This is a genomic window from Caviibacter abscessus (genome assembly GCF_001517835.1).
Classification (GTDB): domain Bacteria; phylum Fusobacteriota; class Fusobacteriia; order Fusobacteriales; family Leptotrichiaceae; genus Caviibacter; species Caviibacter abscessus.
Genome location: NZ_LOQG01000027.1, coordinates 95549 through 107697, shown reverse-complemented (window position 1 = coordinate 107697; position 12149 = coordinate 95549). Strand labels below are relative to the sequence as shown.

The 12149-nt window shown below is 26.5% G+C and carries 14 protein-coding genes; all 14 read right to left on the bottom strand.

Annotated features, from left to right (window positions below):
* Positions 1-10 precede the first annotated feature (10 nt).
* From AWT63_RS03895 to AWT63_RS03830, 14 genes are read right to left on the bottom strand one after another with little or no spacing between them, the layout of a single operon-like run.
* Positions 11-319, bottom strand: a complete 309-nt coding sequence (locus AWT63_RS03895; RefSeq protein WP_068268511.1) for a hypothetical protein — start codon at positions 317-319, stop codon at positions 11-13.
* A 4-nt stretch (positions 320-323) separates the two neighbouring features.
* The gene (locus tag AWT63_RS03890) at positions 324-1301 is read right to left on the bottom strand and encodes an aspartate-semialdehyde dehydrogenase (RefSeq protein WP_068268510.1); all 978 of its coding nucleotides are present in this window, start codon (positions 1299-1301) and stop codon (positions 324-326) included.
* Between the two features lie 17 nt (positions 1302-1318).
* On the bottom strand, positions 1319-2071 hold the full coding sequence (dapF, locus tag AWT63_RS03885; RefSeq protein WP_068268509.1) for a diaminopimelate epimerase: 753 nt from the start codon (positions 2069-2071) through the stop codon (positions 1319-1321).
* Positions 2068-2934, bottom strand: a complete 867-nt coding sequence (gene dapA, locus AWT63_RS03880) for a 4-hydroxy-tetrahydrodipicolinate synthase (RefSeq protein WP_068268508.1) — start codon at positions 2932-2934, stop codon at positions 2068-2070. The genes dapF and dapA overlap by 4 nt, the downstream gene beginning before the upstream one ends.
* A gap of 17 nt (positions 2935-2951) precedes the next feature.
* Positions 2952-4142: an aspartate kinase gene (locus AWT63_RS03875; RefSeq protein WP_068268507.1), complete on the bottom strand. Its 1191-nt coding sequence runs from the start codon at positions 4140-4142 to the stop codon at positions 2952-2954.
* Positions 4143-5894 carry a hypothetical protein gene (locus AWT63_RS03870; RefSeq protein ID WP_068268506.1) on the bottom strand — a complete coding sequence of 584 codons (1752 nt, stop codon included), beginning with the start codon at positions 5892-5894 and terminating at the stop codon, positions 4143-4145.
* A complete protein-coding gene (locus AWT63_RS03865) occupies positions 5891-6250 on the bottom strand; it encodes an AtpZ/AtpI family protein (protein ID WP_068268505.1) in 360 nt (119 codons plus the stop codon). The genes AWT63_RS03870 and AWT63_RS03865 overlap by 4 nt, the downstream gene beginning before the upstream one ends.
* 3 nt (positions 6251-6253) lie before the next feature.
* The gene (locus AWT63_RS03860; protein ID WP_068268504.1) at positions 6254-6955 is read right to left on the bottom strand and encodes a class I SAM-dependent DNA methyltransferase; all 702 of its coding nucleotides are present in this window, start codon (positions 6953-6955) and stop codon (positions 6254-6256) included.
* Positions 6948-8318 (bottom strand): phosphoglucosamine mutase, encoded by a 1371-nt coding sequence (glmM, locus tag AWT63_RS03855; protein ID WP_068268503.1) that lies wholly within the window; start codon positions 8316-8318, stop codon positions 6948-6950. Before glmM ends, AWT63_RS03860 begins: the two co-directional genes overlap by 8 nt.
* Positions 8315-9016 (bottom strand): helix-turn-helix domain-containing protein, encoded by a 702-nt coding sequence (locus AWT63_RS03850; RefSeq protein WP_068268502.1) that lies wholly within the window; start codon positions 9014-9016, stop codon positions 8315-8317. The genes glmM and AWT63_RS03850 overlap by 4 nt, the downstream gene beginning before the upstream one ends.
* Positions 8988-9233 carry a DUF1858 domain-containing protein gene (locus AWT63_RS03845; protein WP_068268501.1) on the bottom strand — a complete coding sequence of 82 codons (246 nt, stop codon included), beginning with the start codon at positions 9231-9233 and terminating at the stop codon, positions 8988-8990. The genes AWT63_RS03850 and AWT63_RS03845 overlap by 29 nt, the downstream gene beginning before the upstream one ends.
* Before the next feature lie 47 nt (positions 9234-9280).
* The gene (locus AWT63_RS03840; RefSeq protein WP_068268500.1) at positions 9281-10132 is read right to left on the bottom strand and encodes a YitT family protein; all 852 of its coding nucleotides are present in this window, start codon (positions 10130-10132) and stop codon (positions 9281-9283) included.
* Positions 10133-10188: 56 nt separating this feature from the next.
* On the bottom strand, positions 10189-10578 hold the full coding sequence (locus tag AWT63_RS03835; protein WP_068268499.1) for a Fur family transcriptional regulator: 390 nt from the start codon (positions 10576-10578) through the stop codon (positions 10189-10191).
* Positions 10579-10590: 12 nt separating this feature from the next.
* Positions 10591-12093 (bottom strand): hypothetical protein, encoded by a 1503-nt coding sequence (locus AWT63_RS03830; protein ID WP_068268498.1) that lies wholly within the window; start codon positions 12091-12093, stop codon positions 10591-10593.
* Positions 12094-12149 lie beyond the last annotated feature (56 nt).

Below are 12149 nucleotides of genomic sequence, written 5' to 3'. Positions count from 1 at the left end.
ACATTTATCCTCATTTTATTAAGTCTTCTAATAGTTTTTGTATTACTTCAGCACTTTTTGAAGAAGCATTTGCTTTTAAATTTTCACCATTTTTTTTGGCTTCTTCAATTTCACTCGACAATTCATTTTCAACTTCTTTAAATTTTTCCGAAAGTTTTACTTTTAAATGTTCCTTCGTTTCTAATATTGTATTTTCATATTTTTGCTTTGCACAAATATCTGCACTTTCTACAATACCGGCAGCGTCAGTATTTGCTTTTTGAATTATTTGAAAAGCTTCTTCTTCCGCTATTTTTATTCTTTCTATTGCTTCTACCATTTAACTATTCAACCTCCTTTATATCTACGATTTTTTGTGCTATCTGAACTGCGTTTGTTGCTGCTCCTTTTCTAATATTATCTGCTACTATCCATAAATTCAGTCCATTTTCTAATGAGAAATCACGTCTTATTCTACCAACATAAGTTTCATCTTTACCTTCAACTTCTATTGGCATTGCAAGATCTTTTAAAATAACACCTTCTGCTTTTGAAAGTCCTTCTTTTAATTCTTCAAGATCAAAATCTTTTGATAATTCAAGGTTTACACTAACTGCATGAGAATATCTTACAGGGACTCTTATACAAGTTGCTGTTATTTTAATATTTGGTTCTGATAAAATTTTTCTTGTTTCATTTATCATTTTTAACTCTTCTTTTGTATAGCCACTTTCATCAAATTTATCTATAAAAGGAATTAAATTAAACGCTATTTGGCTGCTAAATTTTTTACTTGATTCTCCTTTTAAATTATTATCTAGGTCTTCTAAGCCTTTTTGCCCAGCTCCTGATACAGATTGATAAGTTGAATAAACTATTCTTTTTATACCATACGTATCGTTTATATATTTTAATGCAGGTATAACTGTAATTGTAGAACAATTAGGATTTGCTATTATTCCATTTAATGTTATCTTTTCAGGATTTACCTCAGGTACAACTAAAGGTATATTGTCATCCATTCTAAAACAACTACTATTATCTATTACAATAGCTCCTTTATTTGCAAATTTTGGAGCAAATTCTTTTGATATCTCAGCTCCTGCTGAAAATAGGGCAATATCAATATCATCTTTTATATTTTCTTCTTTTAGCTCTATTATTTCATATTCTACGTTGTCATATACTATTTTCTTACCTTTAGATCTTGCCGAAGCATAAAGATATAAGTTTTTTATTGGAAAATTTCTTTCTTTTAAAACTTTTAACATTGTTTGTCCAACAAGTCCTGTTGCTCCGACTACTGCCACGTTTTGTTTCATTTTATCATCTCACATTCTTAATAAGTATAACCGTCAAATACTTTTGTTGCTGTTCCTGTCATATATATATTACCGTTTACAACATTAATATTAACTGCTCCACCAAGTAAATTTACCCTGCAATCTTTGTTTACTTTTCCTTGTAAATTAGCAACATAAACTGAGGCCCCTGCACCTGTACCGCAAGCAAGAGTTATTCCTACACCACGTTCCCAAGTATACACATTAATTTCATTTTCCGAAACTATGTGTACTAAATTTACATTTGTACCATTTGGAAAAATACTATAATTTTTCTCTATTAATTTACCGTATTTTTCTAAAAATTCAAAATCTATATCATTATCTATTATGCAACAATGATCTGTTCCGGTATCAACAAAATTTAATTTTATTGTTTTTCCTTTTAATTCTATTTCTTTATCTAAAAAATTAATTTTTGCTTCCCCTAAACACACTTTATATTTATCTTCTATTTTTTCAACTTGTTTTATTCCTGCTAAAGTATCAATTTTAGAGTAATCATCACCATTTAAATCAAGATATTTTGCAAAACATCTAATACCATTTCCACACATTTTAGCAATACTTCCGTCAGCATTAAAAAATCTCATAAATGGCAAACCATTTTTTGTTTCATTTATGATTAAACCGTCTGCACCTATTCCAAAATGCCTGTCACATAATTTTTTCACATCATCTTGACTTACTTTTTCATCTGTTATTATGAAATCATTACCCAAACCGTTATATTTTGAAAATTTTATCATATTAAAAGTCCTTTTTCCCTGAATAATTCAATAAGTCTTTGTCTTGTATCTTCACTTGCTTTTACTAAAGGTAATCTTAATGTATTTTTCGCAAGCCCTAGAATATCCATAGCTTCTTTAATAGTTACAGGATTTCCTTCAATAAACATATTTTTACTTATATCATATAAATACTCATGAATTTCGTAGGCTTTATCTAATGGAGTGTTATAAAACATAGAAATTTTATCAGGTATCACATTTGCAACAACTGAAATTACTCCTTCAAATCCAAGTACTCTTGCAGGTAATATTAAAGGATCGTCTCCTGATAATAATTCTAAACTATCTTTGCATAATTTCTTTACTTCTATCATTTGTTCTATATTACCACTTGCTTCTTTAAGTCCAATAATATTAGGGATTTTTGATAATTCAAATATAGTTGTTGGTGTAATATTAACTCCAACCCTTCCCGGAACATTATATATTATTATAGGTATACCAACTTTTGCTATTTCACTATAATGAGCAATTATTCCTTTTTGTGTAGGTTTATTGTAATAAGGACAAGTACTTAAAACATAATCTGCTCCTATGTCCTTACATTTTCTAGTTAATTCTACAGCTTTTTGTGTATTATTTGCTCCTGCTCCAGCTATTACTACAACTCTTTTATTTACTTTATTAACAACTGTTTTTATAACATGTTCATATTCAATTTCATTTAAAGTTGGCGTTTCACCTGTTGTTCCACAAACAACTATACCTGAAATACCATTTGAAATTTGAAACTCAACCAATTCTTCCAATTTATCATAATCAACAGATAAATCTTCTTTAAATGGGGTTATTATTGCTACATATGCTCCTTTAAGTTTCATTTACAATACACCTCCTACTACAATTCAAACTCTTTTGCAAGTAATCTTGCTATTTCTTTTCCATTTTTTTCATCAACAACCAAAGAAATACTTATTTCAGATGTTGATATTTGATGAAAACTTAAATTATGTTCTGAAAGAACCTTAAATATTCTTGATATTACTCCTATATGTGTAACTATTCCTATACCCACCAGAGATACTCTTACAACTTCACTATTTAAAACTACACTTACACCTTCTAAATTTAAATCTTTAAATAAGTTTTCAACCATTGCTTTATCAGTTCTTGGTGTTGTAAATGCTATACTTCCGTTTTCTGATATTACATCATTATGGCTTATTAAATCTATATTAATACCTAATTCTACAGCCTTAGTAAATATTGGTTCAAGATTTTTGGCATATGTAGGTATATTGTCAACTGTAACCATAAGTGTATTTTCATTTATAGATATACCCTTTATTCTATGCTCTTCCATTTTTTTCTCCTTAATTAAAGTTCCATTTTTTTCTCCAAGAGTTTTTCCAACATAAATTGGTATTTTATATTTGTATCCAAGTTCTATTGCACGAGGCTCCATAACTCCTGCTCCTAGATATGCCAATTCCATCATTTCTTCATATGAAATTTCATTTATTTTTTTCGCATTCTCATACACTCTTGGGTCAATTCCATATATTCCATCAACGTCTGTATATATTTCACACATTGCATTTAAACTACAAGCAAGAGCAACTGCTGAAGTATCAGAACCTCCTCTACCTAAAGTAGTTACATCTCCTAACTCATCTATTCCCTGAAATCCTGCAATTACTACTATATATCCATCTTTTAAATGTTTTTTTATTTTTTCAGTATTTATACTTTTTATTCTACTTTTTGTATGAACTCCACTTGTTTTTAATTCTATTTGTTCTCCAGTAAACGATATAGCTTTAACACCAATATTGTTTAATGCTATTGCAAGTAACGCTATAGTTTGATTTTCACCGGTAGACATAAGTCTATCTAATTCTCTTACATTAGGATTATTTGTTATTTCTCCTGCAAGTGCTATTAAACTATTCGTAGTTTTTCCCATAGCAGATACCACTACTACAAGGTCATCTCCACTTTCTTTTAGTGTCTTTAAGTGATTTGCTATTGCTTTTATTTTATCAGTAGTTGAAACAGATGAACCTCCATATTTTTGAACTTTCGACATTTATTTTTCCACCTTAGCTTTTATTGTTAAATTTTTATATATTTTAAGTGTTCTATTTGGAACATAAATATAGTTTGTTATTGCATTTTCTATTATTTTTTCATCACTTATTTTTGGCAATTCTTTTTTATTATTATTCATATTTGGATAATATTCATATGAATAATCATTATCTACGTTATCTTGAACTATACTTTGAACTTCATATTTACCAAAACTTTTTATTTCATCTTTAAATTTTTCAATTGCCTTAGTATACAACGACTCTTCTAATTGCTCTTTATCAGCTTCAAAAGTTATATGTGATATATTTATTCCTAGTTCTTGACATATAGATATAATAAGCCCTGTATTTTTTAAATCTTGTGTCTCTATTTCAAGATTATGATTTAATATATTTTCTTTAACTTTTTTATTAGATACTAAAATTTCTTTAGATATATTTTCATAACTATCAACATTAACAGCTACGCCATGCTTTTTTAAGTCCGTTTCAATATTTTTAAATATTTGCATAGCTTTTTCATATGTATCTGCTTTTATTTCTATTTTATTTCCATTAATATCCGGATATTTGTTTAATATATATCTGAAATTATTTTTATCTATATTTAATAAATTGACCATAAAACTTATATATTGCTCTTTATTATACACAGGAATTTCTTTTTCAACTGATGAGCTATAATAAGTTTTTGTAGATAATTTATGTAATATTCCTATTTTATTTAAAATACTTTTTAATTTTGAAACCTTTTTATCATCATCTACACTTATACTAATTTTTGCAAGTTTATCTTTTGCTTCAACACTTGCATTAATTTCTAGTGTAATATTATTTTTTAAATTAAGCTTACTGTCATTATATGCTTTAAAACTTGTACTTGATGTGATTGTTTCCTCCATATTTGGACTTTGTATATCAGTTTCCATTTTTTCAATACTCAAATTCATTGGCTTTGATTTGTAGTCTTGTCTTATATAATTTGAATTATTACTTGATTTAATAAAATTTAATATATATTCATCTTTTAGATTATACCCCAATTTTTTAGAAATTATTTTTGCTATATTTTTAGATTTATTTATTTCATCTAAAGTATTATATTCTATATTTTTAACATAAAAATCGGGATTATCAACTTCCATCTCATATTTTTTTGCTATTGATACTACCTTTGAAATATTTTTGATATTACTTAAATCAATTAAAAATGTTTGTGATATTGTATACTCTTTTTCAGTTACATTGTCATCAATCTGTATTGTTTTTGCACTGACAAAAGAAAGATGATTGGATACTTTTGAAACCCGTTTATATATTTTTTCTAAATTAGATACTATATTTTCTGAAATTTCTGAAAATACTAAATTATATACATTTTTATTATTTTTAGTTGTTACATATGAACTATCTGCAAATTTTGACATCTCATTAGATGCAAATACTATACTTGTCTTATATTTAACTTCTTTATTTTTTGTTACGACATTATTTTTAGAATAATTGTAATCTGCTATATTTACAGTAGCTAAATTACTATTTTGGATTTCATTGGTAAATAACTTACTCTTATTTTTTATACTCTCACTTGCTTTTTTTAAATTTCTATCTTTCACTTTTAAAGTAACAAATAATTTTGCACTGTCTGCATTTACGCTTTTATGTGTTGTATTTGTAAGATGTAAATTTAATTCATTTGTATAGCTTATCATTGCCACCAAAGACAATAAAATAAATATTTTTTTCATTTTTTGCCACCTCTGATTTCTTTAAAAAGAGACCAATAACCACTTATTATTCCAAGAATAATAAAAAGAATTAAAAGTATTACAGAACTTTTATATAATACATATTTTGTTAAAAAATAATATAGTATTAAAAGCAAAATTAACGGAGATATAAGTATATATGTAAAATTGGTAGCTGCTACCAAATATTTCGATAATGATTTATCTACTTTTTGTTTTTTCTCTATATTTTTTAACTCATCTCCGTCTTTATCTTTATTAAATTCTTTTTTATTACTAAAAGAAACACTTTCAGCAAGTTCTGTAAACTCACTGTCTTTTAGTTTGTGCAATTCATCAAAATTAGATTTTTTCATAATTTACCTCATTTTATTTGCAATTATAAAAAGTCTGCTTTCTCCATACATCTCATTTTTAGCTATATCATATATATTATACCCTTTATCATTCAACATTTGTATAACTTTATTAATATCATATATATATTTAATATGTTTTTCAATATATTTTGAGTAGCTTTCATCTTCATTTTTAATAAATGCTGTTATTTCAACAAGATGCTTATTATCCTTTAAATCTTCATGTCTAAATATTGCTGTATAATTTACTTCTTCATCAATGAATATATCATTTTCAAACATTTCATCAAAAATTTCAAGCTCAACAAGATCAAAAATTAAAATTCCGCCCTTAGATTGCATACTACTACAATTTTCTATAAATGAATTTAATGCTTCATAACCTGAAAAATAATTTACCGTGTCAAAATTACAAGTTATATAGTCAAATTTCTCATTTAACTTCTCTTTTGTAATATCAAGGTTATAGTACTTGATTTTATCATCTTTTTTTCTGGCAACAGCTAGCATATCCTGTGATATATCAATACCTGTTGTATCATAACCATATTTTCTAAACATAGTTGTAATACTTGCTGTACCACAACCAATATCAAGTAATTTACCCTTTTTATTAAGATATCTTCTTAAAAATTTAAACCAACTTTCATAATCTACATTTTTTGTAAATTCATCATAGACATAGGCAAATTTTTTATGCATCTACTAATTCCTTTCTAATAACATCTGAAATTTCATCTACATATTTATTAACTATTTCATCTGTTTTAGCTTCAACCATTACTCTTATTAATGCTTCTGTTCCTGATTCTCTAACAAGAATTCTTCCAATTCCTTCTATTTCTTTTTGACATTTTTGTATTACATCTAAAATATTCTTATTATCATGCCAATTTTTCTTTTTTTCCTTTGATACAACTATATTTTCAAGTCTTTGAGGCCATAATTTAATTTTAGAAACTAATTCACTTACTTTTTGTTTTGATTCAATAATTGCTGAAACAAATTGTATTGATGATAATACACCATCTCCTGTTGTATTGTGATCTAACATTATTATATGCCCTGATTGTTCTCCACCTAAATTTAAAGATTGTTGTTGCATTTTTTCTAATACATATCTGTCTCCAACATTTGCTCTTATTAATCTTATACCTTTAGTTTCAAGATATTTTTCAAATCCCATATTACTTTGAACAGTTGTAACTACTGTACTTGAGTTAAGTAGACCTTTTTTATTCATATTATTTGCTATAACTGCAATAATTAAATCTCCGTCAACTATATTTCCATTTTCATCAACGGCTATAAGTCTATCTGCATCTCCATCATAAGCAAGTCCACAATCTGCTTTATATAGTTTAACCATTTCTTGTAATAGTTCAGGATGAGTTGATCCACATTTTACATTAATATTTTTACCATTTGGAATATTATTTATTACAACAACATCTGCACCTAAACTCTGAAATACTTTTGCAGCTATACGATACGCAGCTCCATTTCCTGTATCTATTACAACTTTAAATCCTGTAAATTCAATGTTTGACGTATTTCTTAAAAATCTTCTATATAATTTTACATCATCTTCAACAAATGTATATCTTCCAAGTCTTTCAGGCTCAGCTAAGTTGCTTTTTAAAAAGTCATAATCTTCCATATAACCTTCTATCTCTTCTTCTACTTCATCTGGTAACTTATATCCATTGCTGCTAAAAATTTTGATACCGTTATCTTTTATTGGATTATGTGATGCTGAAATCATAACTCCTGCATTAGCATTTTTTATTCTTGTAAGATAACTTACACCCGGTGTAGGTAAAACCCCAACAAAATCTATATTTATACCCATAGCTGTAAGTCCTGCTGAAAGTGCAGATCTTATCATATACCCAGATATTCTTGTATCTGTACCAAGTACAATTCTAGGCTTTTTGCTTTTGTCTTCATTTTTTTTGTTCAAATAATATCCTAGTGCTAATCCAAGTCTTGTAACTAAATCTAAGCTTAAATCTTTATTAGCTACTCCTCTAATGCCATCTGTACCGAAATATTTTCTACTCATTTTGTATCTAACCCCTTAAATTTATTGAAAGTTCCAAATAAAATACCTAATATTTTTACATTTTTATTATCATTTTTAGTCAAAACATAAGATTTTGCGTTTTTATTTACAGCTTTTAATATTAAATGCTTATCTATTTTATTTACTATATATATTTCTTTTTTATTCTTGTATTCAACCATACAATATTTATCATTTATTTCCCCTATAAATTCAGAATAAGGTTCAAAAAAAACTAATTCTCTATTTTTAAAAGGTTCATAATTATCGCTGTCTATTCTTACAAAAAATGTTCCTTCTTCAATAAATTCAAAAATATATCCTGTATTTGAAATTATCATTTCAATATCATTTTTTGACTGCAAAAATCCACTATCTTTAAAAATCCCCATATAATTTATAGGGACAGTTTCATATTTATTAAAATTACTTTTAACAAGAGATCTTAATTCAAGTAGTTCAGATTGAAACTGTTTAGGAGTTTTTCTGAAAATTTCGTAATTTTCTATTGCCTTTTTATCCTCATTACTAACACTTAAACATTCATAAATTTTTGATAAAAATTTTTTAGATGGTGATTTTTTATCATTTAAAATATTGCTTAAATATTGGGGGACAACTCCTAAAATGTTAGCTAAATCTTGCCTAGGTGTCTTTTTAGGTATATATTTAACTAAAATCTGACCCGTTGTTTTCATTATTATCCTCTTCTTCCATTTCTAATATCATATTTACTTCTTCTATTATTATATCCGGATCTAATCCATGTACTGCTATTCCGTCATATAAACTCTCAGCTTCTGATATGAAACAACCTGTACAACCAAGTCCATATCTCATGAGAATTTCAGCTACAATAGGATATTTTTCTACCGCTTCCATTATATTCATATCAGCAGTTACTCTTTCTTTCATATAAATCTTTCCTTTACCTTATATTATATCATATTAATTACATTTTTTTAAATTGGTAACATATAAAAACTGCCGTAAAAATCTTCTGTCTTAAAAACATTTATTATTACTTTTTCATCTATTTCTTTTACAAGCCTTACTGTATCGTTTAATTCATAGCTGGAAATTACAGTGTATAATATAAATATAGGTTGTTTTGTGTATCCACCTTCCCCACACGTTTTTGTTATACCGTGTCTATATTGACTTATATACCCTTCTATAATTTCATCAGGTTTTTTTGTAATAATTTGTAAAGTTACACGATGATATCTATGATAAAAAGTAGATATAGTTTTAGTCAATATATATTGAAACAATATAGAATAACCTGCTCTATCCCAACCTGATAAATAACCAAAAATAATTAAAATTACAGCGTTAAAAACTAAAATATAATCCCATATTGTTTTATTTATTTTATTTGATATATAAAGAGCGATAAAATCTGTTCCTCCGGTTGACCCTCCTGTTCTAAGTGCTAAAACTAAAGCTAATCCATAAGCAAATGCTCCGACCGTAACACTTAAAAAGACATTATTAAACACCGGTTCAAAGTGAAATATTTTAAGTAGTATTGATGTGGTTATTATTTGAAGTAATGATAAAAATGTAAATTTTTTGCTTATACCTTTAGCACACATAATAGCTACAGGTAAGTTAAACATAATTATAAAAAAAGATACTGAAATATTAATATTAAATTTTGACAAAATCAGGTTAAACAGCATTGATAATCCTGTAAAACCACTTGCCAATATATGTGCAGGTGTCATTATTGATTGTATAATATACGCTTGTGTAAAAGATGAAATCAATATCAAAAATACACTAAGCAGAAATCTTCTTTTTGCCTTCATGTCTCTCCTAAAAATATACCCTACCCCTACTTATTTAGGGATAGGGCTCTGTTTTTTTACTTTTTACAATTTTTACATATACCTTTAACATAAAATTGTATCAACTCTATATCAAAATCTTTTAATTCTTTTAATTCAAAATCATATTCAAAATCGTATATATCTTGACACTTCATACATTTAAAATGTCCATGTGGTTCAGAAATTGCGTCATATCTGTTTTCTTTTCCCTCAACAATTTCATTAACTAATTTTTTTTGTGTGAAAATTTTCAAGGTATTATATACAGTTGTTTTAGATAAAGTTGGAATTTGATTATGCAAGTCACTATATATCATATCAACACTAGGGTGATTCTTGGCTTGTAAGAAGTATTGAAAAATTTGGATTCTTTGCAAAGATGGCTTTATATTATTCTTTTTCAATTTATCACTGATATTTTTCACACTTTTCCCCTTTTATCTAACTGTTCTTGCAAAATCTTGTATTAATTCCCTTAATTCTCTTTCAACTTTATATGAATTTTCTTCTATCATTGCAGCTTTTCCTAGTTGTCTACCTTCAAATTTTTCTCCTGATTCAGTTGCAGGTATATTACCTGTAAATGATACTTTTGTATATTGATTCTTAAATTCTAATTTCTTTGATCTTTCATAAGATTTTGTTGATAATTTAAGATCGTATTTTACTACTTCAGTAACTGTTTCAGTTATTTTTTCATAATAACTTGGAACTCCATAATTATTTACATATAAAGGTTCTCTTTTCACTTGAGTAGATATATCATAATCAGCAAAAGTTTCTACTTCTATAACATAAAATGGTTTATGATTAGTATATCTAAATCCTAATCTTTCAAGTTCAGATATTATTAATTCTCTACTTACATCTCCATTTAGATTTAAAGAAAATGTTTTATCAATTATTTTAGGTGCATCATTATTGTCAGGTGTATTTGAACCTATATATTTTTCATATTTTTTAGCTAAAGTATAACTATCTCTATAATTATATATTATATTACTTGTTGCATAAAATTCTTTTACAGCATTTTTATAATCATTTTGAACTAAATATTTTAATGCTTTTCCGTAATGTTCTTCAGCATTTCTCTTTTTCTTTTCATCTTTTACTTTATTAATGTAGTCTCTTACTTCATAACGTTTATTTGATGAATATTTATTATATATATTATACGCTTCATTTAACTTATCTAAAGCTATATCGTAATTTCCAAAGAATAAGTTTCTTCTTCCTTCGTCAAAATACGCATCTGCTTTTTTAAGATCTAATTCTTTTTTTACTTTTTCGTATTGAGTTTTACTTCCTTTATAATCTTTATCATAGTAACTATATGCTTGCGATGCATTTTTTAATGCTTGTAAATATTGACTTTCATCTAAGTCAAATTTTCTTGAAAGAATTAAATATCCATCAGCAAGGTTTCTTGAAAATGCTTTATAATGATCTTCATATTTTGTTCCTACAATTTTGTAGTCTTGCATATGTTCTTTAATTTCATTATACCCTTTAAGGATTCTTTCTATTTCTGAACTACTTCTGCTTCCTAATGTTCTTAATTCTTTATTTTGCTTTGCTACAACAAGTTCAATATTATTATCTACAACGCTTTGAGTTAGATATCTTAGTTCAGATTGTAATTCAGGAACTTTTTTTATTAAACCATATATATGAAATGATTCATATAAAGTTTTAATGTCAGCACCTTCTTCTTGATCTTCAATATTATCTCTGTAATATTTGTCAATAACTTTAATTCTTGAAATAAGTTCATCTTGATCTTTTAACTTCAACTTTGAAAATTTACCATTTGATACATATTTAACTGTTGTTTGCACACTTTTTAAATATTGACCCGCTTCAAATTGTTTTCTTGCAGTTTGTGCATCACAAGAAATAAATAAAATAAGGGTAAATATGTAAAGTAAAACTTTTTTCATTTGATCCAACTCCTTTAATAAAAAATCCACACAACAAAATGTTTAACAAATTGCCA

Excerpts from the sequence above, each read along its gene's own strand:
- AWT63_RS03895 (WP_068268511.1), bottom strand. The coding sequence starts at position 319 with ATGGTAGAAGCAATAGAAAGAATAAAAATAGCGGAAGAAGAAGCTTTT.
- AWT63_RS03890 (WP_068268510.1), bottom strand. The coding sequence starts at position 1,301 with ATGAAACAAAACGTGGCAGTAGTCGGAGCAACAGGACTTGTTGGACAA.
- dapF (WP_068268509.1), bottom strand. The coding sequence starts at position 2,071 with ATGATAAAATTTTCAAAATATAACGGTTTGGGTAATGATTTCATAATA.
- dapA (WP_068268508.1), bottom strand. The coding sequence starts at position 2,934 with ATGAAACTTAAAGGAGCATATGTAGCAATAATAACCCCATTTAAAGAA.
- AWT63_RS03875 (WP_068268507.1), bottom strand. The coding sequence starts at position 4,142 with ATGTCGAAAGTTCAAAAATATGGAGGTTCATCTGTTTCAACTACTGAT.
- AWT63_RS03870 (WP_068268506.1), bottom strand. The coding sequence starts at position 5,894 with ATGAAAAAAATATTTATTTTATTGTCTTTGGTGGCAATGATAAGCTAT.
- AWT63_RS03865 (WP_068268505.1), bottom strand. The coding sequence starts at position 6,250 with ATGAAAAAATCTAATTTTGATGAATTGCACAAACTAAAAGACAGTGAG.
- AWT63_RS03860 (WP_068268504.1), bottom strand. The coding sequence starts at position 6,955 with ATGCATAAAAAATTTGCCTATGTCTATGATGAATTTACAAAAAATGTA.
- glmM (WP_068268503.1), bottom strand. The coding sequence starts at position 8,318 with ATGAGTAGAAAATATTTCGGTACAGATGGCATTAGAGGAGTAGCTAAT.
- AWT63_RS03850 (WP_068268502.1), bottom strand. The coding sequence starts at position 9,016 with ATGAAAACAACGGGTCAGATTTTAGTTAAATATATACCTAAAAAGACA.
- AWT63_RS03845 (WP_068268501.1), bottom strand. The coding sequence starts at position 9,233 with ATGAAAGAAAGAGTAACTGCTGATATGAATATAATGGAAGCGGTAGAA.
- AWT63_RS03840 (WP_068268500.1), bottom strand. The coding sequence starts at position 10,132 with ATGAAGGCAAAAAGAAGATTTCTGCTTAGTGTATTTTTGATATTGATT.
- AWT63_RS03830 (WP_068268498.1), bottom strand. The coding sequence starts at position 12,093 with ATGAAAAAAGTTTTACTTTACATATTTACCCTTATTTTATTTATTTCT.